The following is a 22,036-nucleotide window of genomic DNA, read 5'->3' as shown; positions in this document are numbered from 1 at the left end:
CTTTCCCTGCGCGATGGTGTTACGGTTTCCTTCGTGCTCTCCCCGGTGACCGGGCTTTCTTGCCACCGTCACTCTGCTCAACGAACAGAACTTAGCGCCAGCGTCGGGGCGCCAGGACCACACGACTTCGCCGTCCGTGATGCGCATGCTCGTCAGTCACACGCATCCCGTCCACCGCATCTCACCGCAACGTTCGTGACGATCGCGACCCGCCCCTCATCTACCGTGAGACGCGCGAAGTTAAATCACTGATTTGCCCGACGAGTTAGGCGATTTATTTTTCGCGTGAGCACTGGACAGACATTCGGGTGATTTGCCCGTCGGGTTGATTTGTCGCACCCACTGCATCCACATCGTCATTGCGAGCGCAGCAAAGCACTCGCCTGGTTGGAAGGCGTGTACCCGAGCGGCTTCCGCTCTTGAGGGCAAAGCAGACCTAGGTTGAAGACCGGGGGATGCCCGCCTGGGTGACCCTCGATCCGACATGTATTGATCTAAATCAAACGCGGGCAGCGGGATCGCGCTCTAAGGAACAATATCGGGTCGGCTGGAACTGTTGCACCCAGTGGCAGGCAGAGGAGGATTGCAATGTTCTTCTTTCAGGAGGGCTTCACCTATCGAAATTTCCTGCTGGACGTCCTCACCATATTCTTCTTCATCGTGTGGTTCTGGCTACTCATTACTGTCGCTTCCGATCTATTCCGACGCCACGACATTTCGGGCTGGGTCAAGGCAATATGGGTGATAGGATGGATAATATTTCCATTCATTTTCATGCTTGCATACCTGATCTTTCAGGGAAGAGGCATGGCGGAGCGTAACATGCAACAAGCTCGGCAGGCGCGCGACGAACTCAGGAGCGCAGTTGGCTTCAGCGCCGCAGATGAAATCGAAAAGCTCGGTCGGCTGAAACAGGCAGGGTCGATCAGCGACGCTGAATTTACACGGCTGCGCGCTCGGCTCGTACAGTAATGCTGCTCGGCCCTTCCTCGCGCTGATATCCTTGCTGTGCTGCGCGCAGCCCCTGTGGCTTGGTCGGCGATCATCGTGATCGCGGTTGACATGCGACTCACACCGGCAGCTTCAACTCCATCAGATCTTTCGCCACCACGATGCGGCCGGAAAAATTCTTCTTCACGTCTTCGGTCCAATTCTCGTCAGTGACCAGCGGGTCGTCCCCGGGGACGAAATGGCTCATCACCAGCACCTTCACTCCCGCAGCCGCCGCGATGCGGCCGACGTCCTCGGTCGTGGTGTGGCTCTCGAGCAGATGCTTCTTCAGCGTTGCTCCGTTCTTCGTCTTCGCGACCAGGCGATCGACGGCAGGCAGATACATGCATTCATGCACCAGCACGTCGGCGCCCCTGGCGAATTCGGCGAGCTGCGGATTGTAGGCGGTATCGCTGGAGAACACGATGGTGCCGTCGGGCGTCTCGAATTTGTAGGCAAAATTGTCGACGATCGGGGGATGCGGCGTGCGGAAGGCCGTGACCGTCACGTCGGATGTTTTCAACACCACACCGTCGTCGCTGATATCTTTCGCGATCAGCAATTTGCGCGGATCGGGCCGGCCTTCATCCTCGATCCGGGTCTCGACGTCGAACTTGTTCAGCTCCCAAAACGCCTTTGTCATCGCCTCGATCCCCCTCGGGCCAAACGAATGGATCGGCGTGGACAGGCCGGCGGCCCAGGCATTGTAGAAGAGATTGCCGTATTCGAGATTGTGATCGGAATGATGGTGGGTGATGAAGATGTATTTGATGGAAGGGATTGGCACGCCCGCATTCACGAGCTGACGGCTTACGCCCATGCCGCAATCGATGACAAACGGCGTGTCGTTGACCACAATGAGGTTGGCAGGATTTGAAGCGCCAACGCCGACGCGCGGGCCGCCTTTGGTGCCCAGAAAGACGATCCGCGTCCGAGGCTTTGTGGCCTGCGCCAGCACAGCCGGTGCGGCAAGTGCGGCGGCGCCGACCAGCGCCAGTTTCAGCGTATTCCGGCGATCGATCATCGATACCTCCCTCGGCCTTTTCTTTAGACTAGCGCGCGTCCGATTTCCGAATCTAGCGGCCTCGCAGCACGCCGTCGAGGATGGGCAGGCCGGCGATGACGGCGGCGGCGATCAGGGCGTAGCAGATGGCGCGGAAGACGCGTTCGCTGGCCTTGCCGAACAGGGAGGCGCCGAACCATACGCCGATGGCGTAGACCGGCCCGACCACGAGCGAGAACTTGATGGAATCGGCGGTGATCAGGCCGGTGAAGAAATAGCTCACGACGGAAAAGAAATCCGAGGCGCCGAAGAACAGCACGATGTTGGCGCGCGCCACCGTGAAACTGATCGGGCGCCCAAGCCAGTAGCCGACGATCGGCGGGCCGCCGGTTTGCGCGAGCCCACTGCAGAAGCCGGAGACGCCGCCGATGCCGATTGAAAGCGCAGCGTGGTCCTTGCCGCGGTAGCGCCAGCCCGACAGCAACAGCACCATCAGCGCAGCGACGAAGCCGGAAATGATCCAGCGCGTGGTCACGGGATCGAGCACGCTGAGAAAATACGTGCCGATTGGCACGCCGACGAGTGCACCGAGTACCATGATCGCGGTGGCCTTGCGGTCGGCGTGCTTCCACGCATTCGGAACCAGCGGCATCGCCGCAACGAAATCGATGATCAGCAGTAGCGCTGCGACCAGGCGGGGCGCGGCGATGCTGCTCGCCAGCGGCATGAAGATCAGCGCGGAGCCGAAACCGGAAAAGCCGCGCGCCGTTCCCGAGACGAAGGCGATGGCACAGATTGCCAGCGCAACGTTGAGGCTGACGTCCGAAGAGATGAGACCGAACGGGCTCATCCCCGGAGAGTGCCGCCGGTCTTCTTCGTGACGTCAGTGACGATCTTGGCTGCCACCGCGTCGATCTCCTGGTCGGTCAGCGTCTTCTCGCGCGGCTGAATGGTGACCGCGATCGCAATCGACTTCTTGTCGTCGTCCATGCCCTTGCCCTCATAGACGTCGAACACGGTGACCTCTGTGATCAGCTTCTTGTCCGCGGCCAGCGCGGCGCGGACGATATCGCCCGCCTTGACGCTGCGGTCGACGATGAAGGCGAAGTCGCGCGACACCGGCTGGAACGCGGAGAGTTCGAGCGCGGGCTTGGCGCGGGTCGGCTTGCGCTTGGCCTCGGGGATGCGGTCGAGGATCACCTCGAACGCGATCATCGGGCCATCGGCGCCGAGCGCCTCCAGCGCGCGCGGATGCAACTCGCCGAAATGACCGAGCACGTTCTGCGGGCCCATCTGGATCGTGCCGGAACGGCCGGGATGCAGCCAGGCCGGGCCGCCGGGCACAATCTGCACCGCCTGCACCGGCGCGCCGGCCGCTGCCAGCACGGCAAAGGCGTCGGCCTTGGCATCGAACGCGTCAGCGGTGGCCGAGCCGGACCAGCTCCGCCCCAGGCCTTCCAACGAGGCGAAGCCGTGGCGCACGCCGGAAGCGGCAACGAACTGGTCTTCCGGCCTGTCGCCCTTGAACACCTGGCCGACCTCGAACAGCGCCACGTCAGGATAGCCGCGGTTGATGTTCGCCTGCGCCGCTGCGACCAGGCCGGGCAAGAGGCTCGGCCGCATGTCCGAGAGGTCGGATGCAATCGGGTTGGCAAGCGCCAGCTCGGCCTGACCACCGCCGAACAATTCCGCCGCGGGTTTTGAGATGAACGACCAGGTTACCGCCTCCACCATGCCCCGCGCGGCCAGCGCGCGCTTGGCGCGGCGGGTGCGGAGCTGGATAGAGGTGAGCACCGGCTTGCGAGGTTCCTCGCCACGATCGAACGGAGTCATCGGCACCTTGTCGACGCCGACGATGCGGACGATCTCCTCGACGATGTCGGCCTTGCCATGCACATCGGTGCGCCAGGACGGCACTGCGATCTTCACCACCGGGCCGGTGCCCGCGACCATGAAGCCGAGATGGGTGAGAATGCGCTTCGTCTCGACCAGCGAGACTTCGATTCCCGCGAGGCGCTTGACCTCGGTCAGCGGGAAATCGATCACGCGGTCGTCGCCGTAGCGATTGCCGACGACGATGCTTTCCGACGGCGCGCCGCCGCACAATTCCATCACTATCTTGGTCGCCAGCTCGAGACCAGGAACCATGAAGGCCGGGTCGACGCCGCGCTCGAAGCGATAGCGCGCATCCGAATTGATGCCGAGCTTGCGCCCGGTCTGCGCGATGTTGATCTCGTTCCACAGCGCCGATTCGATCAGTACGTCGGTGGTGTTCTCGTCGCAGCCGGAGGCCTCACCGCCCATGATGCCCGCGAGCGATTCGACGCCGGCGTCATCGGCAATGACGCACATCGAGGAATCGAGTGTGTAGGTGCGGCCGTCGAGCGCGAGCAGGGTCTCGCCGTCGCGGGCGCGGCGCACCACCAGATTGCCCTTCACCTTCCTGGCGTCAAACACGTGCAGGGGACGCGCACGGTCGAAGGTCATGAAGTTGGTGATATCGACCAGCGCATTGATCGGCCGCAGCCCGATCGAAGCCAGGCGCTTCTGCAGCCATTCCGGCGATGGGCCGTTCTTCACGCCGCGCACCAGCCGCAGCGCGAAACCCGGGCAGAGCGAGGCGTCTTCCACCGTCACCGTGACAGGCGAGGGGAATTCACCCTTGATCGGCTTGATCGCGGGGTCGATGAGCTTGCCCATGTCGGCAGCGGAAAGATCGCGCGCGATCCCGTGCACGCCGGTGCAATCCTGCCGGTTCGGCGTCAGGTTGATCTCGATTGTCGGATCGCCGAGCCCGGCCCATTCGGCATAGCCCTGGCCGACGGGTGCGTCGGCGGGCAATTCGATGATGCCGTCATGATCGTCGGAGATCTCGAGCTCGGCCGCCGAACACAGCATGCCGCGGCTTTCGACGCCCCTGATCGTGCCGACGCCGAGCGTGATGTTCTTGCCGGGAATGAAGGTGCCGGGGGCTGAGAACACGCTGATCAGGCCTGTTCGCGCATTCGGCGCGCCGCAGACCACCTGCACCGGCGCAGCACCGTTGCCGGTGTCGACCATGCAGACCCGCAGACGATCGGCATTCGGATGCTGCTCGGCCGAGATCACCCGCGCAATGGTGAACGGCGCCAGCGCCTTCGCCTTGTCCTCGATGTTCTCGACCTCGAGCCCGATCATGGTGAGCTTGTCGGCGAGCTTTTCCAGGGGCTCGTCGGTGTCGAGATGTTCCTTCAGCCAGGAAAGGGTGAATTTCATGATGCCAACCTGTGATCGCGAAAAACCTCAACCAGACGAAAACGCTCGCACATCAGCATCATGTCTTCGCTGAATTTGCCCTGCCGACCGAAATAGCGGCGGTGCGCGTCCCGCCAATATTGCAGGCTGCGGTCACCTTCACCTTCTTCGTAGGCAAACGCTGCGTCGACCTCGCCAAAACGGCGATAGGTCACCTCGGTTGTTTCGATGACGCAAGCCGGTTCGCCGCGGCCGTCGAGCACGATCCAGCGTTCGCCTGATGTCGAGGTGTTCGGCTCGTCTTCAGTGCTGCAGGTCGCGGTCTTGATGCCTTTCATGACGAGTTCGAGCAATTCGTCGGCAAGCCCGGGGCCGTCGCCAAAGGCGAACGCGCGCAAGCTCCGATATTGCTCGGGCACAGCACTCAGATTCACGTACTCAGCCCTCCCGCGAGCGTCGGGAGATCGAGCGGCTTGAAGCCGTAGTGGCTGAGCCAGCGGACGTCGCTGTCGAACAATTGGCGGAGGTCGCTCATGCCGTATTTCAGCATCGCGATGCGGTCGATGCCCATGCCCCAGGCAAAACCCTGGTAGACGTCGGGGTCGAGGCCGCAGGCGCGCAGCACGTTCGGGTGCACCATGCCGCAGCCCAAAATCTCCAGCCAGTCCTCGCCCTCGCCGAAGCGGATCTCGCCCTTGTCGCGGCGGCACTGGATGTCGACTTCCAGCGACGGCTCGGTGAATGGGAAGAACGACGGCCGGAAGCGCATGTTGATGTGGTCGACCTCGAAGAACGCCTTGCAGAACTCGTGCAGGATCCATTTGAGGTGGCCGAGATGCGACTCCTTGTCGATCACGAGCCCCTCGACCTGGTGGAATTGCGGCGTGTGGGTCGCGTCCGAATCGATGCGATAGGTGCGGCCGGGACAGATCACGCGGATCGGCGGCTTCTGCGTCAGCATCGTGCGCACCTGCACCGGCGAGGTGTGGGTCCGCAACAGCATGCGCGAGCCATCCTCCTTCGGATTGAAGAAGAAGGTGTCGTGCATCTCGCGCGCGGGATGGCCGATCGGGAAGTTCAACTTGGTGAAGTTGTAGTCGTCGGTCTCTATGTCGGGACCTTCGGCGACCGAAAATCCCATGTCGGCGAAGATCGCCGTCAGCTCGTCCCAGACCTGGCTGAGCGGATGGATGCGGCCCGCTTCCGCCGGCGCCTCGCGCAGCGGCAGTGTGACGTCGATGGTCTCAGAGGCAAGCCGGGCATCGAGCGCGGCGGCCTTCAGCACCTCGCGGCGCTCGGCGAGCGCCTGAGTGACCTTGTCCTTGGCAAGGTTGATCGCCGCGCCTTGTGTCTTGCGCTCCTCGGGCGACATCTTGCCAAGGGTGGCAAGCAGCGCCGAGACTGAGCCTTTCTTGCCGAGGGCGGCGACACGCACGGCTTCCAGCGCCGCTTCGTCGCCGGCGTTGGTAATGTCAGCGAGGATTTGCGATTCGAGTTGGGCTAGGTCGGTCATGGCAATCCCTTTTGGCCAGGATACCAAGCCGGCGCTCCCAGCCCGCATGCCCGGACCTAGCCGGGCATGACAATTTCCAGAAACTTCGCAGAAAAGCGACGATGGTTTAGGCCGCGAGCGCGGCCTTGGCCTTCTCGGCGATCGCCTGGAACGCCGCCGGCTCGTGGATCGCGAGATCCGACAGCACCTTGCGGTCGACAACGACGCCCGACTTGGAGAGGCCGTCGATAAAGCGGCTGTAGGTCATGCCGAACGGGCGGACGGCGGCGTTGAGGCGCTGGATCCAGAGCGCGCGGAAGGTCCGCTTCTTGCGCTTGCGGTCGCGGAACGCATATTGGCCGGCCTTCTCGACCGCCTGCTTGGCGACGCGGATGGTGTTCTTGCGGCGGCCGTAATAGCCCTTGGCGGCCTTGTAGACTTTCTTGTGCTTGGCGTGGGCGGTCACACCGCGTTTGACGCGAGACATGACTTAAATCCTTAGATTTCTGAAGTGGTGACGGGGGCCGCGCGGACCGCGGCGAGGTTCAAGCGGCTCGGCTCAAGCGTTCGGCAAGAAGTACTTCTTGATGTTGTCGCCGTCGGTCTTGAACAGCACGCGGGTGCCGCGGAGCTGGCGGATCTGCTTGTTGGTCCGCTTGATCATGCCGTGGCGTTTGCCGCGCTGGGCGTGCATCACCTTGCCGGTACCGGTCACTTTGAAGCGCTTTTTGGCGCCCGATTTGGTCTTCAGCTTGGGCATTTGGCTCTCCTTAAGTGCCAGCACGAAACCGCCCCGCGAGGGGCGCCGGCCGGCTAAAATGCTCGTTAGAGCGTTGAATGTGCTCAGGTTTTTCGCAAATGAAACAACCCGCACAGAACGTCGCCACGGCAGCCCTTGATCAGCCGGGCGGCGAAGGTTGCGCTTATGGCAGAGTAGGGGCGAATTGGCAATCCCGGAACCGCTGCGGGACGCCTGCATCGCTTGGCGACAGACCCGGGTTGCGCTGCGCTCCACCCGGGCTACGGGCTGAACGGAAACGCCCGCCGGATCGGTCCGGCGGGCGTTTTCTTTCACCGATCGAAAATTCGCCTCAGCGCGGCGCCAGCACCATCACGACCTGGCGGCCTTCGAACTTCGCGTCCTGCTCGACCTTGGCGTATTGCGCGACGTCGGCCTTGACCTTGTCCAACAGTTTGGTGCCGATTTCCTGGTGCGCCATTTCACGACCGCGGTAGCGCAAGGTGATCTTGACCTTGTCGCCCTCCTCAAAGAAGCGCTGCATCGCGCGCATCTTCACGTCGTAGTCGTGATCGTCGATCATCGGACGGAGCTTGATCTCCTTGATCTCGACGATCTTCTGTTTCTTGCGGGCTTCGGCGGCTTTCTTCTGCGCAGAATATTTGTACTTCCCGTAGTCCATGATCTTGCAGACCGGGGGACTCGTATTCGGCGAAATCTCGACCAGGTCCATACCGGCTTCCATGGCCATCTTGATGGCCACCATGGTTTCCACGGTGCCTATATTGGTACCGTTCTGGTCGATTAGCTGGATCTGCGCGTTGCGGATTTCATCGTTGGTGCGCGGCCCGTCTTTGGCGACAGCGGGCGGGGCTCTATTGGGACGGCGAATGGGTAACTCTCCAAAGTTGTGAAGGAAGGCGATATTTTGAAGCAATACTTGGCAACGGGCAAGCGTGCTCGCAAGTTGCATCCCAAAACCGTCAAATGCGCGGCATTTAGGTCACGCGACAGAGCAGATATTTGGTGAGCGGATACTCTACAAGGAGAGATATGTTCCCTGCTCACGGTTTGCCCGTGTCTATCGAAAACGCACTGATGAGAATGACGATCCCATGACCAGTCCCGCGACTATCGACCAGGAACCAGAGTTCATCGAGGTAGGGAACGGCGCCGAAAGCCGCCGCATTGCGGTGCGTGCGCGCGGAGGTCGCAGCCTTGCGGGCGGTCCTGAGCGTAGTCCTGGGCTGTTCTGGCTCGGCGGCTTCAATTCCGACATGAAGGGCACCAAGGCGGTCGCGCTCGACGCGTGGGCCATGGAACAGGAACGCGCCCTTGTCCGGTTCGATTATTCCGGCCATGGCGAATCCGGCGGCAAGTTCATCGACGGCACCATTGGACGCTGGCTCGAGGAGAGTGTCGCGGTGTTCGCGCAGTTCTGCAGCGGGCCGCAGGTCGTGATCGGCTCCTCGATGGGCGGCTGGATGGCGCTGCTGCTGGCGCGCGAGCTTGCCAGGCGTGCCGACATCAGCGCCTCGCTCGCGGGGATGGTACTGATCGCGCCGGCGCCGGATTTCACCGAAGAGCTGATGTGGAAGGGCTTTTCGCCGGAAATCCGTGCCGAGATCGAGACCAAGGGCGTCTGGCTGCGGCCGTCGCAATATGGCGATAGCCCCTATCCGATCACGCGGGCGCTGATCGAGGAGGGACGCAATCATTTGTTACTCGGGGCCAAGATCGATGTCGGCTGCCCGGTGCGCATCCTGCAGGGCGCGCAGGATCCCGACGTGCCCTGGCAACACGCGTTCACGCTGGCGCATCGGCTGCCGAGCGAGGACGTGGTGCTGACCATGATCCAGGACGGCGACCACCGCCTGTCGCGCCCGCAGGACATCGCCCGCATCATCGCCGCAGTGAAGGAGATGGGGTGAGCGGCCACTCACGCTGTCATCATCCGCGAAGGCGGATGATCCAGTACGCCGCGGCCCATCGATGTATCACGACCGCTGTGGAATACTGGATGCCCCCGCCTGCGCGGGGCATGACAGAAAGAGTGGGGAGAAACGCCATGGAAACAACGTGCTTGCTCCGCGCCTTCTGCGATGCTGTCGAACAGCGGAAGGGCGCTGCATTCGCTGATTTGTTCACGGACGACGGCGTCTATCACGACGTGTTCTATGGCGCGTTCACGGGGCATGCCGCGATCGCTGACATGATCCATGACGTCTTCTATCGCACCGCGACCGATTTCCGCTGGGACATGCATGACCCCGTCAGCGACGGCCGTATGCTGTACGCGCGCTATACGTTCAGCTACCGCTCGACGCTGCCGGAGGCTGGTGGCGCGCGGGCGATGTTCGAGGGCGTTGCGATCATGACCCTTCGCGATGGCCGCATCGCGGAATATCACGAGGTCGCCAACACCGCCCCGGCCTTCCTCGATATGCACTTTGTGCCAGAGCGAATCGCAAAGATCGTCGCCAAGCAGGGCGCCGAGCTGAAGGCGCGCCCCGAGATGGCGCGGCATCTCGCCAACTGAGGCCGTCATTCCGGGGCGCGCGTTAGCGCGAGCCCGGAATCCATCAGGCCGCGGGGTAAGTGGTGAAATGGATTCCGGGCTCGATGCTGCGCATCGCCCCGGAATGACAAGGGGTGAGGACGTTGCGCTGCTCAAGCCGGCGCCGACTTGCGCGCCTGTGGCCGCGTGTTGCCGGCATGAGAGCGCCAGCTCGCGATTTCCGCAAGCTCCGCTTCCGGCCGCTTCACGACCGTCTGACGCCGCCCGAGATAGATATTGCCGCCATCGCCCTCGATGGTGATCCAGTCGCCCGCCAGGACGGGCGACTTGCCGAGCGAGGCGCGTTCGGCCGCCGCGTCGATCATCATGTCGGCGCATCCGACGATGCACGGCTTGCCCATCTGCCGCGCGACCAGCGCGGCATGGGCCGTGCGGGCGCCGACGGCGGTGACGATGCCGGCCGCCACCGCAAAGCCGGCGACATCGGCCGTACTGGTGTCCGGGCGCATCAGGATCACGGGGTCGCCGGCGGAAGCAAGCCGCTGCGCGCTTTCGGAATCGAAGGCGGCGCGCCCCACAGCAATGCCGCCGGAGGCGCCGATGCCGGTGACGACCGGATCCTCCACTGTTGCCAGCGAGACTTCGACCAGCGAGGCGAGGTCGACATCGGCGATGCGGCTGAGCCCCTCCTTCGGCGTGATCAGTCCCTCATGCACGAGGTCGATCGCGATTCTGAGTGCAGCGCGCGGCGTGCGCTTGGCGGAGCGCGTCTGCAGGATCCACAATTTGCCATCCTCGACGGTGAACTCGACGTCCTGGACGTCAGCGAATTCCCGCTCCAGCCGCTTCAGGATGTCGCCGAGCTCGCTCGTGAGCCTCGGCAGCGCGCGGGCGATCGTCGCCTCATTGTCCGGCGTGCGTCGGCCGGACACGACGTCCTCTCCCTGCGCGTCGAGCACCAGGTCGATCATCGGCCGCGCTGTGCCGTTCGAAGGGTCGCGCGAGAAGGCAACGCCCGCGCCCGAAGCGAGCCCGCCATTGCCGAACACCATGGCCTGCACCGTCACGGCAGTGCCCTTCAAATCTTCGAGGTTCTGCAGCCGGCGATAGGTCTGCGCGCGCTCGCTCATCCAGGATTGATAGACGGCGCGCGCCGCGCGTTCGAGCTGCGCTTCCGCATCCTCGAGCCAGCCGTCGTCGCGATCCTCGATCAACGCCTGCTCATCGGCGGCGAGCCGTTCGATCGCCTCGCTGTCGAGCTCGCGGTCGGTCGCAACGCCTTCTTGCGCGGTGAGCTCGGCGATCCGCGCCGCGAATGGCGCAAGGTCGAAGCCGAGCACGGTCTCGGCAAAGCTCTCCAGGAAACGCCGGCGGCAATCCCATGCCAATCGCGGCCGGCCGGTGGCGCGGATCAGGCCGTGCACCGCACGCGAGGTGCAGCCGACATTGAGCACCGTCTCCAGCATCCCGGGCATCGATCGCGCAGCACCGGAGCGCACCGAGACCAATAGCGGATGCCGGTGATCGCCGAAACGCTTGCCGGTGACGCTTTCGAGGAACGCGATGCCTTCCTTCAGCCCGTCGCGCAGCCGCCCGTCCGCGTGCGCGTGCTTGTCGGTGAGGTCAGCGCAGAGTTTGACGGGCAGCACGAAGGCCGGCGGCACCGGCAGGCCGAGCGCCGCCATCCGCGCGAGGTTCGCAGCCTTGGCGCCGATCTCCTCAGTCGGGTGACAGGCGGTCTCGTCGCCGCCGATACGGACGATTTGCATTGTTGCCTCCCCTTCACGCCGCCAGATCGATCATGATGTGCCGCCGCAACAAGTGCCCGAAGCCGGCGAGGCGGTCGGTCGAGCGCTCCACGGCGCGGGCGAGTTCGAGTGTGGACAGCGAGGTCGCGACATCGTGGCCGCCGGTGAACACCAGCGTGGTGATGGTGCGTTCGCATGTGTCGGCGGCGTGCTCGGCGTCGACCAGGCGGACGACGGCAGCGAGCGCATCCTCGGAATCGGCGCGGCGGCCCTCCGGCACTTCGATCGCAGCGGCAAGCCCGCTGGCGGCGGCTTCGGTCGCGGTGATGGCGACCGCGCAGAGTTCGGCGAGCGCCGACACCAGCGACTTGTCGAGGTAGGCAGGCGTAAGCGAGGCGATGAAGGCGGCCTGTTCGAGTTCATCGACGGCTTCTTCGGCGCGGTCGATCAACTGCCCGATGACGGGGCGCGCATCGAGACGGGTGACTTCGCGCCGCGCCTCGAAGGCGAGGCGATCCGCCTTCTGCTCGATATGGCTTGCGCGCGCGGCGAGCGCCTTGCCGTCGGCGGTCTGGTTGGCCTGTAGCGTGGCGACATAACGGGAGATGGCGGCGACGAGGTCATGCGCCAGCCCGACCTGACGCAGCACCATCGCCAGCAGCGCGCTCTCGACCCGCTCCAGCCGCCGCACCAGATCGGCCTCGATCTGGTCACGCACCATCCTGACCGATTGGCCGGCGAGCAGCGCCTCGGTCGAAAGCCGCAGCACGGTCTTGAGGAAATCGATCGCGGCCGCGCGACCGAGCGCCTGGTCGAGCCGCTCACCGAAACCGATGCGGTTCGGCGCGGCATTGCGCACGGCGCCGCCGAGCAGTTCATTGCCGCCGAGTTCGAGGAAGGCGCGGTGGCCGATCCGGTGCCGCGCCGCCCATTCCAGGATCCGCGCGGCGTCGTCCTTGGCGACCCAGCTCCGCAGCAATTTCCGCGCCTTGTTCCAGTCGATCAGGAACACCAGCGCGGCGCCCACCGCGGCCAGGAAATCGTTGCGGTCCGCGGCGCTTTCGCCTTCGAACTGGCCGGTGACGAGGAAGAAGGCGCTGTCCTCGCCAAGGCCATCAGCCGAGTGGCGGTCGAGCCCGCTCCACTTCGCCTCGAACTTGTCGAACAGCGAGATGAAGAATTTCGCGCGCGCCAGATGCACGTCGCTGTAGGTGACGGTGACCGCGTTCTTCCTGACCGCAATCACCAGGACATGCGCGTCGGTGGTGCCGATGTCGTTCTGGATCAGGAGCCGGCCGTCGGACCGCGTCGCCATGGTGTCGAGGCCGGGATGATCGAATTTGAGGCCGCGCGTCTCGTTCAGGCCCTTCATGAAGCTTTCGACCGGCGCGCGGTCCTCGCTGTGCAGGCCGAACACATGGGCGCCGGCAAGAACCTCTTCCGAGCAGCCGGCGGCGAGCTTGTTGAGCGCCTTGTGCAATTCCATCACCAGCCGGTGCAGGCTGGCGCCGGAGTCCTCGCCGACACCGGTCAGCCGTGCGATCCGCGCGAGTTCGATCTCGCTGGATGCATCGAGCAGGCCGGCGGCGCGGATCGAATCGAGCCGTGCATTCGCCTTCTCGCCGTCCGCAGCACTGCCCGTATTCACCGCGCGGATCATGGTCGCGATGTCGTCCTGGATCTCCTTCATCAGCTTTGCGAGCGCGGGTGCACTGAGACGGCTGTCGCCGATCATGTGCGCGCCGCCGACCAAGGAGGCGATGGCCGCCGGCGCGATCCCTGCGGCATGGCTCTCCACGGCAAGCTCGTTGATCGGGTGATCGGGCTGGCGCGCATGTTCGGCGGCGGCCTGCAGCGCGCTCAAGCGGACTTTGATGCGATCGTTGGCGGCGAGGCCTTCGGCCACGAGCGACGGCAAGAGAATATCGGCCTGACCGAGTTCTCTAATGATCTGTGCTTTCATGACACCACCGGGCGCGAGACATCACTACCGTCTCTATGCCTCGCGTCCGCGGCCGTCTCCTTGCGCTAGATCATTCATATGGTTGTCATGTTCGATCTGATGCGACCGCCACATCTTCTCTCGCAGCGGGATTGCTGTTGACCCTCATGGTGAGGAGGCGCGCGAGCGCCGTCTCCGGACGATGCTTCGCATCGCCGGGAGAACCATGAGGCCCGCCGGTGGCCTCATCCTTCGAGACGCGCTTCGCGCTCCTCAGGATGAGGGTTTGGCAACGGGGAAGATGCGCGCCACTCTTCGCGCACGCTGTCATCAGTCTCCGCGCCAAGTGCCTCTGCGGCTCGTGCCGCAAACGTTTCAGGCGCCATCAGTTGCGACAAGGCCCAGACGGCTGCGCCGCGCACCAGCGGGCTTGCGTCGTCGAGCAGGCGCTCGGCCTCGCCGGCCAAAGCGGCATCGTCGGAGTTGCCGATCGCGATCAGAACGTTGCGGACAAAGCGGTTACGGCCGATGCGCTTGACCGGCGATTTCGAAAACAGCGCGCGGAACGCCGCATCGTCGAGCCGCACGAGATCGGCAAGCACTGGGGCGCGCAATTCCTCGCGCGCTGCGAGCTTTGCTTCACGTCCGGCTTGCGCGAACTTGTTCCACGGGCACACCGCGAGGCAATCGTCGCAGCCATAGATGCGGTTGCCGATCGCTTTGCGGAATTCGCGCGGGATCGGGCCCTTGCTCTCGATAGTGAGATAGGAGATGCAGCGCCGCGCATCGAGCTTGTAGGGCGCGGGAAATGCCGCGGTCGGGCAGATGTCCTGGCAGGCGGTGCAGGAGCCGCAATGATCGATGTCGGCGGAATCGCGCGGCAGCTCGCTTGCGGTGAAGATCGCGCCGAGGAACAGCCATGAGCCGAAGTCGCGCGACACCAGGTTGGTGTGCTTGCCCTGCCAGCCGAGACCGGCGGCTTGCGCGAGCGGCTTTTCCATCACGGCTGCGGTGTCGATGAACACCTTCACGTCATCGCCGCTGGCCGCGACCAGCCATCGCGCCAGCGTCTTCAGCCGCTTCTTGATCACGTCGTGATAATCATCGCCCTGCGCGTAGGCGGAGATCGCGCCGCGCTCGCGGTGCTTCAGGATATCGAGCGGATTCTGGTCCGGCCCGTAATTGACGCCGAGTATGATGATCGAGCGCACGCCGGGCCAGAGCACGCGCGGATCGCTGCGGCGCTCAGGATGCGCCGCAAGCCAATCCATGTCGCCATGGCCGCCCAAGTCGAGGAACTCGCGGAAATATTTGGCCGCGCCGCCGATCGCGCCGGGATCGGTCACGCCGATGCAGTCGAAACCGAGCGCGCGGGCTTCGTGTTCGAGCGCGGATTTGAGATCGGCCGGTGAAAGCTTGGGCTGTGGGGTCAGAAGTCGAGGTCCACATAGGTCCGCGACGCCGGCACGCCCGCCAGCCACTCGCTGAGCAGCGGGCGGAACGACGGGCGGGATTTCACCCGCGCGTACCACGCCTTTGCTGCGTCGTCCTCGCTCCATGGCACGTCGCCCAGATAGTCGATCGCCGAAAGATGCGCCGCGGCGGCGAGATCCGCGTAAGTGAGCCGGTCGCCGGCGAGATAGTTCCGCGTCCGCGCCAGCCAGCCGATATAGGTCAGATGATAGCGCACATTGGCCTTGCCCGCGCGCAGCACCTCCGCATTCGGGGCGCCTCCGCCGTCTTCCTCGCTCATGAAGCGCTTGTAGATGCGCTCGGTCACCAGCGGATTGGAGGCCTCCTCGAAGAACTTGTCGTTGAACCACGACATCAGCCGGCGCACCTCGACGCGTTCGGCCATCGAGGTCGGCATCAGGCGCCGGTCGCCGGCATTCAGCCCATGCGCCTCGTCGAGATATTCGGCGATCACGCCGACACCGGGAACCGGCGGGAAACCCTCGGCGATCAAGGTCGGCGTCGTTGCCGCCGGATTGAGCGCCAGATAGGCCTCGCGACGTTCCCAGACCCGTTCCTCCACCAGCCGCAGATCGAGCCCGTATTCGCCAAGCACCAGGCGAATGAAACGGGAATGCGGACAGAACGGATGATGAAACAGCGTGTACATGAAGTCCTTCAGCAGTTCACGGCCTGATCGTGTCGAAGCCGCGGCAGATCAGGGACACTAATTCACGATGCGATTAGATGAAATCGGATCATGGTCCCATGTCTTTGTTTGAGCATGATCTTTTTGCAGAACCGGTCTGCCACTTCTCCGGATCATGCTCTAGCCAATCAGACGAATCAGGCAACCCATGTTTGGCGTTTTTAGCGATTGCAGCAAAACGGGGAATAGGCGAGAAGGACCCCGATTTCTCCAGCAAAAGCAGGCCACATCATGATGACCGATACGTTGCGGGCGGTGATTCTGGGCATAATCGAAGGCGTCACGGAGTTCCTGCCCGTTTCATCGACCGGACATCTCCTGCTGGCGGAACGATTCTTCGGGCTGGGCGAAGGCCCCTTCTGGGATAGCTTCACCGTGCTGATCCAGCTCGGCGCGATCCTTGCCATCGTCGGACTCTATTTCGGCAAATTGTGGCGGGTCGCGCTCGGCATGTTCTCCAATGCCGATGACCGGCGCTTCGTCATCGGCGTGCTGGTCGCGTTCCTGCCGGCCGTCATCGTCGGCCTCATTGCCGGCAAATACATCAAGACCGTTCTGTTCAATCCGTGGGTCGTGTGCTTCTCGCTGATCGTCGGCGGCGCCATCCTGCTGTGGGTCGATCAGCTCGAGCTCAAGCCGCGCGAACATGACGCGACGAGATTCCCGCTGCTGATGTACCTTTGGATCGGCATCGCGCAGTGCATGGCGATGATCCCGGGCGTGTCGCGCTCCGGCGCCTCGATCGTCGCGGCAATGCTGCTCGGCTCCGACAAGCGCGCGGCGGCGGAGTTCTCATTCTTCCTGGCGATCCCGACCATGATCGGCGCCTTCGCCTATGATTTCTACAAGAACCGCGCCGAGATGACGACGGACAATCTATGGATCGTCGCGATCGGATTCGTGGTCTCGCTCATCACCGCTGTGGTCGTGGTGAAGACCTTTCTCTCCTATGTCACCCGCCACGGCTTCACGCTGTTCGCGTGGTGGCGCGTGATCGTCGGCACGCTCGGCCTGATCGCGCTGGCGCTGGGAAGGTAAGGGGCAGGCGGCGGCCGTACGATCTCTCTCTCCGCTTGCTCGGTTCCGCCTCTCCCCTTGTGGGAGAGGCCGGAGCGCATGCAGCGAAGCGGAATGCGATCCGGGTGAGGGGTTTCTCTCAAGGGCCACCGTACTCGCGGAGAGAAACCCCTCACCCGGATTTCCCGCTGGCGCGCGAAATCCGGCCTCTCCCGCAAGGGGAGAGGCGGGAGGTTGCGGCCCGAGCGTCGCGCCGCATCGAGATTTGCGGTTATGCGTGGCGGATCAAGCCTGGGACGGCGGACGATACGCGTTCTTGCGCTCGAATTGGCCGGCCGGGCGGAAGCGCCAGAGATATTGCGGGGCGATTGCTTCCAGCGAATCGGGCGTGATGCCGAGCCCCTCGAAGGTGAGGCCGGCGGCCTTGGCCGCGTCCGATACCACATTGTCCTTGCGCAACAGCTCGACCTGATCCGCCGTGAGCTTCAGCGCGCCCGGTGCGAATTGCAGGAACGCGGCCAGGATCTTGGCGAGGCCGAACGGCAGCGAGACCAGCGCGCGGTCGCGGTCGGTGATATCAAGGATCGTCTCCATGATCTCGCGCATGGTCAGCACTTCCGGGCCGCCCAATTCGTAGGTCGCGCCGGGCTTGGTCTGGCCGTCGACGGCATCGGCCACCGCGGTGGCGACGTCGCCGACAAAGGCGGGCTGCATCTTGGTCAGGCCGCCGCCGACCAGCAGGATCGCCGGCGACATCCGGGCCATCCCCGCGAAACGGTTGGTGAATTGATCCTCCGGCCCGAACACCAGCGACGGGCGCAGGATGGTGGCCGATGGCGAGGCCGCCAGCACCGCCGCTTCACCGGCCGCCTTGGCGCGGGCATAGGCGGAAGCCGAATCGGCGTCGGCGCCGATCGCCGAGACATGCACCACCCGCGCGCCTTCCGCGCTTGCGGCCGCGGCCACCGCCTCGGCGCCCTTGGCCTGGACCGCCTCGAAGGACTGCTCGCCGCTTTCGGTGAGGATGCCGACCAGGTTAACGGCGACGTGCGAATCACGCATCGCGGCGGCCACCGAGGCCGGGTAGCGCAGATTGGCCTGGACGGCGTGGATCTGGCCGACCTTGCCGAGCGGCTGCAGGTGCCCGGCCAGTTCCGGCCGCCGGACGGCGACACGAACGCGGTAATCCCGCTTGCACAGCGCCCGGACCACGTGCCGCCCCAGGAAGCCCGATCCGCCGAAAACCGTGACGAGCGTTTCCAGGTTCGATGCCATGGGTCAGTTCCTGCGGGTCGAAATAGGTGCGATTTGGGGCCTGTTCAGCTGGATGTCGCGATACGCCATCGCGGTCACCCTGTACAGACTATTTGAGTTTCCAATCGTCTATTTGACAAGCGCGCGACCGGTCCTTACTAACCCCGCCACGTGCCCAGGTGGTGGAATTGGTAGACGCGCTGGCTTCAGGTGCCAGTGGCCTCACGGCCGTGAAGGTTCGAGTCCTTTCCTGGGCACCACCCCCCCTTTATCCCAATGGTAAAATTGCTGGTTTGAGCCGCGGAGCCCGTAGCCCGGGTGCAGCGGAACGCGCAACCCGGGACATCTGCGTCCGCGTTCGCAGCGGCCCCGGGTTACGCTGCGCTTCACCCGGGCTACGGTGCTGAGCGGGCCTCCGCACCGCCGCCGAGATGCGCTCGAAAGAACCGAGCACGGTGGGAGGAAGGCGTAGTGGCCGGCCGGCACCACGTGAATCTCGGGCTTGCCTGGCAGGCTGGCGGCGGCATGGATTGAATTCAATTTGCCATCGCTGCGAGACGTTTCTTAAACGTACTGCCTCTACGTTCGCAGGGCAGCGGGAAGCCTCATGACGTGGTTGTTTGTCAGTGCCTGTATTGCAGTCGCGATTTGGTTCGCGAGAAGGGGTCGTCAAAAGGCTGCTGAGCGCGCCGCAGCCGGACTGTTACGCTCGCCGCTGTATTGGACGGCAAGCCTCCTCACGTTCACCCTTCTGGGGCTCGTGATGTACATGGCCCATATTCACCAGCAAGGTCCGATCCCAACCTTCTTCTGGGCCATCGTCGTCCTACTCTTCGCGACCATTCTGCTTATGCGCCGTGCTTTGAAATGGCGTCATCCTATCTGACCTGAGCCGCCCAAACTCGGCGTTCTTCTTGACCTCGGCGTTGTTCGAGGCGCGGCTGGCGCGGTCGACGTTTCGGATCAGCGCGTGGGTGTCGCGGTCGTAGGCAGTCGGCGACCAATACTGCTCGATCTGGACGTTCGGTGGAACGTGCAGGCGATAGGTCTTTGACCCTAGCCCGGGCTCGAATATGCATTTTTGTGCCAGCGTCCATAGGTCAGCGGCGGTGACATTTTTCTCACGTGCCACCTGTGGTAGATTACCATTGCATCCTTGACGGTGCGGACTGAATTTCCGGGACGTGCCGGCGGCAGTCGCTGATCTGTGTCGGGAAGTGGGAATGTCGGAGTCGGGTATCGAGCGCACGGGGCGGCCGACCGATCTCGCTGCCAGCGACATGATCTGGATTCCCGGCGCTACTTTCCGGATGGGCTCCGACAATCATTATCCCGAAGAGGCGCCCAGCCATCGGGTGAGCGTGGACGGCTTCTGGATCGACCGCACGCCGGTGACCAACGGCGCGTTCAAGGCGTATGTCAACGCGACCGGGTACGTCACCACGGCGGAGATTGCACCGAACCCAAAAGATTATCCCGGTGCCCTGCCGAAGATGATCTATGCCGGCTCGCTGGTGTTCTCACCGCCGCGTCGCGTACACGATCTGCGCGACTGGAGCCAGTGGTGGACGTTCATGAAGGGCGCCAACTGGCGGCGACCGTACGGACCTGGAAGCAACATCAAGGACCTGGACGACCATCCAGTGGTGCACGTTTCGTACGCGGACGTGCTCGCCTACGCGAAATGGATAGGCAAGCAGCTTCCCACCGAATCCGAATGGGAGCTTGCCGCGCGCGGCGGTCTGGATGGTGAGGAGTTCGCCTGGGGCAACACGCTGACGCCTGACGGCCGGCACATGGCCAACACCTGGCAAGGCGACTTCCCGGTCCAGAACATCTGCGAAGACGGCTTCCAGCGCACCTCGCCCGTCACGGCATTTCCGCCGAACGGCTACGGCGTCTACGACATGATCGGCAATGTCTGGGAATGGACCGCCGACTGGTGGTCGGCCCGGCACGAAGCCGATAGCGCAAAGCCTTGCTGCGTTCCACACAATCCGCGCGGCAGCCCGGAGCGCACGAGCTTTGATCCAGGTCAACCGAACATCCGCATTCCCCGCAAAGTCTTGAAGGGCGGCTCGCATCTGTGCGCGCCGAACTATTGCCGCCGCTATCGGCCCGCTGCCCGGCATGCCGAACCGGTCGACACGTCGACGAGCCATGTCGGTTTCAGGTGCGTAGTCAGAAATGGGAGTGAACGATGAACTCGGACAAGAAGCAGTCGTTTCTCGATCGCCGCAACTTGCTCTTGAGCGGGACGGCGCTGGTCGCCGCGACGCTGACCTCCGAGGCGCTTGGCCAGGACCAAAAGTCCGCGGCGCCGGCTCCCGCCGCATCGCCACTGCCCGGCGACCGCAAGCCAAACATTCTCGTTATCTTCGGTGACGATATCGGCATAGCGAATATCAGCGCCTATTCCGGCGGTCTCATGGGCTATGAAACGCCCAATATCGACCGGATCGCCCGCGAGGGGATCAGATTCCTTCATTACTATGGCGAACAGTCCTGCACCGCAGGTCGAGCGGCCTTCCTGACCGGGCAGCATGGAATCCGGACCGGACTGACGAAGGTTGGATATCCCGGGGCTCCGATGGGAATGAGCCAGCTTGATCCTTCAGCAGGCGGCCTGCTCAAGCATCTCGGTTACGCGACCGGGCAATTTGGCAAGAATCACGTCGGCGATCGCAACGAAACCTTGCCGACCGTGAATGGCTTCGACGAGTTCTTCGGCAATCTCTACCACCTCAACGCCGAGGAAGAGCCCGAGCTGCCCGACTATCCGAAGGATCCTGCCTACCGCGCCAAATTCGGACCCCGCGGCGTGTTGAGGTGCAGGGCAACTGACCGCGACGATCCGACCGTCGATCCGCGCTTCGGAAGGATCGGCAAGCAGACGATCGAGGATACCGGCGCGCTCACCAAGAAGCGAATGGAGACCATCGACGACGAGACCTCGGCGGCGGCGATCGATTTCATGAAGCGCCAGCAATCAGCAGGGCGGCCCTTCTTCTGCTGGTTCAATTCCACACGCATGCATTTGCGAACGCATGTGCGCGACAGCCATCGCGGGCGCTACGCGCACGGCGACAGCGAGTATGTCGACGGCATGATCGAGCATGACGACACGATCGGGGTCCTGCTCCGCGCGCTCGACGACATGGGCATCGCGAACAACACGATCGTCGTCTACACCAGCGACAATGGACCTCACATGAACACCTGGCCGGATGGCGCCATGACCTGGTTCCGTTCGGAAAAGAACACCAATTGGGAAGGCGCGTTCCGCGTGCCCTGCCTGGTTCGCTGGCCCGGCGTGATCAAGCCCGGAACGGTCACCAACGAGCTCATGAGCCACAACGACTGGATACCGACGCTGTGCGCGATCGCGGGAGAACCCGACATCGTCAACAAGCTGAAAGCCGGCTACACCGCCAACGGCATCGACTACAAGGTGCATCTCGACGGCTACGACCAATCGCAATTCCTCCGCAACGTGAGCGGGACTGCGGCAAACAACAACGGGGTCAAGAGCGCCCGCGACAAATTCTTCTACGCCGACGACGATGGTCTGCTCGTTGCCCTTCGAAAGGGCGACTACAAATATGTCTATGCCGAGCAACGTGCTCCGGGACAGATGCAGGTCTGGGCCGAGCCTTTCACGAAATTGCGCCTGCAGAAGATCTACAACCTGTTCCAGGATCCGTTCGAGCGGGCCGACATCACCTCCAACACCTACTGGGACTGGAATCTCAATCACGTCGGCGCGATCTACGGCGCGATGGACGATGTTTCTCAGTTCATGGTCACATTCAAGGAGTTTCCGCCGCGTTCGTTTCCGCCGAGCTTCGTGCCGACAACGATCATGGAAGACGCAATCGCTGACCTGAAGGCGGCGAGGAGACGAGGTACGGTTGGTACGGGCAACTAGAGCATGATGG

20 protein-coding genes, 1 tRNA gene and 1 pseudogene are annotated in these 22,036 nt (G+C 63.6%); 8 read left to right on the top strand and 14 right to left on the bottom strand.

All coding sequences use genetic code 11. The features are described 5' to 3' along the window. Positions 1 to 588: 588 nt before the first annotated feature. The gene (locus OZ411_RS16035; RefSeq protein ID WP_282528750.1) at positions 589 to 972 is read left to right on the top strand and encodes an SHOCT domain-containing protein; all 384 of its coding nucleotides are present in this window, start codon (positions 589 to 591) and stop codon (positions 970 to 972) included. Positions 973 to 1,069: 97 nt separating this feature from the next. Here OZ411_RS16035 and OZ411_RS16030 read toward each other — a convergent pair whose 3' ends face one another. The 8 genes from OZ411_RS16030 to infC all read right to left on the bottom strand — a co-directional run bounded on the left by OZ411_RS16030 (position 1,070) and on the right by infC (position 8,350). Beyond that, positions 1,070 to 2,014: an MBL fold metallo-hydrolase gene (locus tag OZ411_RS16030; protein ID WP_282528749.1), complete on the bottom strand. Its 945-nt coding sequence runs from the start codon at positions 2,012 to 2,014 to the stop codon at positions 1,070 to 1,072. 52 nt (positions 2,015 to 2,066) lie between these two features. Further along, positions 2,067 to 2,843 carry a sulfite exporter TauE/SafE family protein gene (locus tag OZ411_RS16025; protein WP_282528748.1) on the bottom strand — a complete coding sequence of 259 codons (777 nt, stop codon included), beginning with the start codon at positions 2,841 to 2,843 and terminating at the stop codon, positions 2,067 to 2,069. Next, positions 2,840 to 5,248 (bottom strand): phenylalanine--tRNA ligase subunit beta, encoded by a 2,409-nt coding sequence (gene pheT / locus OZ411_RS16020; protein ID WP_282528747.1) that lies wholly within the window; start codon positions 5,246 to 5,248, stop codon positions 2,840 to 2,842. Before pheT ends, OZ411_RS16025 begins: the two co-directional genes overlap by 4 nt. After that, on the bottom strand, positions 5,245 to 5,655 hold the full coding sequence (locus tag OZ411_RS16015) for an ASCH domain-containing protein (RefSeq protein ID WP_130581654.1): 411 nt from the start codon (positions 5,653 to 5,655) through the stop codon (positions 5,245 to 5,247). Before OZ411_RS16015 ends, pheT begins: the two co-directional genes overlap by 4 nt. A gap of 2 nt (positions 5,656 to 5,657) precedes the next feature. Next, positions 5,658 to 6,740, bottom strand: coding sequence for a phenylalanine--tRNA ligase subunit alpha (pheS, locus tag OZ411_RS16010; RefSeq protein ID WP_130581646.1), 1,083 nt, complete (start codon positions 6,738 to 6,740; stop codon positions 5,658 to 5,660). A 106-nt stretch (positions 6,741 to 6,846) separates the two neighbouring features. Then, complete coding sequence (rplT, locus tag OZ411_RS16005; protein ID WP_027581334.1) at positions 6,847 to 7,206, bottom strand: 50S ribosomal protein L20; 360 nt, start codon at positions 7,204 to 7,206, stop codon at positions 6,847 to 6,849. Positions 7,207 to 7,278: 72 nt separating this feature from the next. Next, entirely contained in the window at positions 7,279 to 7,479 is a 201-nt protein-coding gene (gene rpmI, locus OZ411_RS16000) for a 50S ribosomal protein L35 (protein WP_028164829.1), read from the bottom strand. A 331-nt stretch (positions 7,480 to 7,810) separates the two neighbouring features. Beyond that, positions 7,811 to 8,350, bottom strand: coding sequence for a translation initiation factor IF-3 (gene infC, locus OZ411_RS15995; RefSeq protein ID WP_130581655.1), 540 nt, complete (start codon positions 8,348 to 8,350; stop codon positions 7,811 to 7,813). 223 nt (positions 8,351 to 8,573) lie between these two features. Between infC and OZ411_RS15990 the strand changes: the two genes are divergently transcribed. Continuing rightward, the gene (locus OZ411_RS15990; RefSeq protein WP_282528746.1) at positions 8,574 to 9,389 is read left to right on the top strand and encodes an alpha/beta hydrolase; all 816 of its coding nucleotides are present in this window, start codon (positions 8,574 to 8,576) and stop codon (positions 9,387 to 9,389) included. A gap of 137 nt (positions 9,390 to 9,526) precedes the next feature. Then, positions 9,527 to 9,997: a nuclear transport factor 2 family protein gene (locus OZ411_RS15985; protein WP_130581649.1), complete on the top strand. Its 471-nt coding sequence runs from the start codon at positions 9,527 to 9,529 to the stop codon at positions 9,995 to 9,997. Positions 9,998 to 10,128: 131 nt separating this feature from the next. Here OZ411_RS15985 and OZ411_RS15980 read toward each other — a convergent pair whose 3' ends face one another. The 4 genes from OZ411_RS15980 to OZ411_RS15965 form a co-directional block, all read right to left on the bottom strand. Next, entirely contained in the window at positions 10,129 to 11,745 is a 1,617-nt protein-coding gene (locus tag OZ411_RS15980; RefSeq protein ID WP_282528745.1) for a PEP/pyruvate-binding domain-containing protein, read from the bottom strand. A 13-nt stretch (positions 11,746 to 11,758) separates the two neighbouring features. Then, the gene (locus OZ411_RS15975) at positions 11,759 to 13,687 is read right to left on the bottom strand and encodes a hypothetical protein (RefSeq protein WP_282528744.1); all 1,929 of its coding nucleotides are present in this window, start codon (positions 13,685 to 13,687) and stop codon (positions 11,759 to 11,761) included. A gap of 224 nt (positions 13,688 to 13,911) precedes the next feature. Continuing rightward, entirely contained in the window at positions 13,912 to 15,147 is a 1,236-nt protein-coding gene (queG, locus tag OZ411_RS15970) for a tRNA epoxyqueuosine(34) reductase QueG (RefSeq protein WP_282528743.1), read from the bottom strand. Next, positions 15,096 to 15,788, bottom strand: a complete 693-nt coding sequence (locus OZ411_RS15965; RefSeq protein ID WP_028164834.1) for a glutathione S-transferase family protein — start codon at positions 15,786 to 15,788, stop codon at positions 15,096 to 15,098. The genes queG and OZ411_RS15965 overlap by 52 nt, the downstream gene beginning before the upstream one ends. A gap of 270 nt (positions 15,789 to 16,058) precedes the next feature. Between OZ411_RS15965 and OZ411_RS15960 the strand changes: the two genes are divergently transcribed. Continuing rightward, the gene (locus OZ411_RS15960; RefSeq protein ID WP_165421360.1) at positions 16,059 to 16,865 is read left to right on the top strand and encodes an undecaprenyl-diphosphate phosphatase; all 807 of its coding nucleotides are present in this window, start codon (positions 16,059 to 16,061) and stop codon (positions 16,863 to 16,865) included. A gap of 264 nt (positions 16,866 to 17,129) precedes the next feature. Here the strand turns inward: OZ411_RS15960 and OZ411_RS15955 are convergent, their stop codons facing one another. Then, positions 17,130 to 18,119: a complex I NDUFA9 subunit family protein gene (locus tag OZ411_RS15955; protein WP_282528742.1), complete on the bottom strand. Its 990-nt coding sequence runs from the start codon at positions 18,117 to 18,119 to the stop codon at positions 17,130 to 17,132. A gap of 152 nt (positions 18,120 to 18,271) precedes the next feature. Here OZ411_RS15955 and OZ411_RS15950 point away from each other — a divergent pair. Both OZ411_RS15950 and OZ411_RS15945 read left to right on the top strand, forming a co-directional pair. After that, positions 18,272 to 18,358 (top strand) — tRNA-Leu (locus OZ411_RS15950). Between the two features lie 347 nt (positions 18,359 to 18,705). Then, positions 18,706 to 18,984 (top strand): hypothetical protein, encoded by a 279-nt coding sequence (locus tag OZ411_RS15945; protein ID WP_282528754.1) that lies wholly within the window; start codon positions 18,706 to 18,708, stop codon positions 18,982 to 18,984. 15 nt (positions 18,985 to 18,999) lie between these two features. Here the strand turns inward: OZ411_RS15945 and OZ411_RS15940 are convergent. Further along, positions 19,000 to 19,155, bottom strand: a pseudogene (locus tag OZ411_RS15940) (DUF1214 domain-containing protein); the annotation flags it as partial. A gap of 166 nt (positions 19,156 to 19,321) precedes the next feature. On the opposite strand from OZ411_RS15940, the gene OZ411_RS15935 reads away from it, so the two are divergent. Together OZ411_RS15935 and OZ411_RS15930 are read left to right on the top strand one after the other, a co-directional pair. Next, a complete protein-coding gene (locus tag OZ411_RS15935) occupies positions 19,322 to 20,302 on the top strand; it encodes a formylglycine-generating enzyme family protein (protein WP_282528741.1) in 981 nt (326 codons plus the stop codon). Further along, on the top strand, positions 20,299 to 22,026 hold the full coding sequence (locus OZ411_RS15930; RefSeq protein WP_282528740.1) for an arylsulfatase: 1,728 nt from the start codon (positions 20,299 to 20,301) through the stop codon (positions 22,024 to 22,026). The genes OZ411_RS15935 and OZ411_RS15930 overlap by 4 nt, the downstream gene beginning before the upstream one ends. Positions 22,027 to 22,036 lie beyond the last annotated feature (10 nt).

Origin of the sequence: Bradyrhizobium sp. Arg237L (assembly GCF_029990105.1) — a bacterium.
Taxonomy (GTDB): Bacteria; Pseudomonadota; Alphaproteobacteria; order Rhizobiales; family Xanthobacteraceae; genus Bradyrhizobium.
This window is presented reverse-complemented; position numbering and strand designations above follow the sequence as displayed.

What these genes read in the sequence shown, in the direction of transcription:
- OZ411_RS16035 (WP_282528750.1), top strand. Translation starts at nt 589, where the DNA reads ATGTTCTTCTTTCAGGAGGGCTTCACCTATCGAAATTTCCTGCTGGAC.
- OZ411_RS16030 (WP_282528749.1), bottom strand. Translation starts at nt 2,014, where the DNA reads ATGATCGATCGCCGGAATACGCTGAAACTGGCGCTGGTCGGCGCCGCC.
- OZ411_RS16025 (WP_282528748.1), bottom strand. Translation starts at nt 2,843, where the DNA reads ATGAGCCCGTTCGGTCTCATCTCTTCGGACGTCAGCCTCAACGTTGCG.
- pheT (WP_282528747.1), bottom strand. Translation starts at nt 5,248, where the DNA reads ATGAAATTCACCCTTTCCTGGCTGAAGGAACATCTCGACACCGACGAG.
- pheS (WP_130581646.1), bottom strand. Translation starts at nt 6,740, where the DNA reads ATGACCGACCTAGCCCAACTCGAATCGCAAATCCTCGCTGACATTACC.
- rplT (WP_027581334.1), bottom strand. Translation starts at nt 7,206, where the DNA reads ATGTCTCGCGTCAAACGCGGTGTGACCGCCCACGCCAAGCACAAGAAA.
- rpmI (WP_028164829.1), bottom strand. Translation starts at nt 7,479, where the DNA reads ATGCCCAAGCTGAAGACCAAATCGGGCGCCAAAAAGCGCTTCAAAGTG.
- OZ411_RS15990 (WP_282528746.1), top strand. Translation starts at nt 8,574, where the DNA reads ATGACCAGTCCCGCGACTATCGACCAGGAACCAGAGTTCATCGAGGTA.
- OZ411_RS15985 (WP_130581649.1), top strand. Translation starts at nt 9,527, where the DNA reads ATGGAAACAACGTGCTTGCTCCGCGCCTTCTGCGATGCTGTCGAACAG.
- OZ411_RS15980 (WP_282528745.1), bottom strand. Translation starts at nt 11,745, where the DNA reads ATGCAAATCGTCCGTATCGGCGGCGACGAGACCGCCTGTCACCCGACT.
- OZ411_RS15975 (WP_282528744.1), bottom strand. Translation starts at nt 13,687, where the DNA reads ATGAAAGCACAGATCATTAGAGAACTCGGTCAGGCCGATATTCTCTTG.
- OZ411_RS15965 (WP_028164834.1), bottom strand. Translation starts at nt 15,788, where the DNA reads ATGTACACGCTGTTTCATCATCCGTTCTGTCCGCATTCCCGTTTCATT.
- OZ411_RS15960 (WP_165421360.1), top strand. Translation starts at nt 16,059, where the DNA reads ATGATGACCGATACGTTGCGGGCGGTGATTCTGGGCATAATCGAAGGC.
- OZ411_RS15955 (WP_282528742.1), bottom strand. Translation starts at nt 18,119, where the DNA reads ATGGCATCGAACCTGGAAACGCTCGTCACGGTTTTCGGCGGATCGGGC.
- OZ411_RS15945 (WP_282528754.1), top strand. Translation starts at nt 18,706, where the DNA reads ATGACGTGGTTGTTTGTCAGTGCCTGTATTGCAGTCGCGATTTGGTTC.
- OZ411_RS15935 (WP_282528741.1), top strand. Translation starts at nt 19,322, where the DNA reads ATGTCGGAGTCGGGTATCGAGCGCACGGGGCGGCCGACCGATCTCGCT.
- OZ411_RS15930 (WP_282528740.1), top strand. Translation starts at nt 20,299, where the DNA reads ATGAACTCGGACAAGAAGCAGTCGTTTCTCGATCGCCGCAACTTGCTC.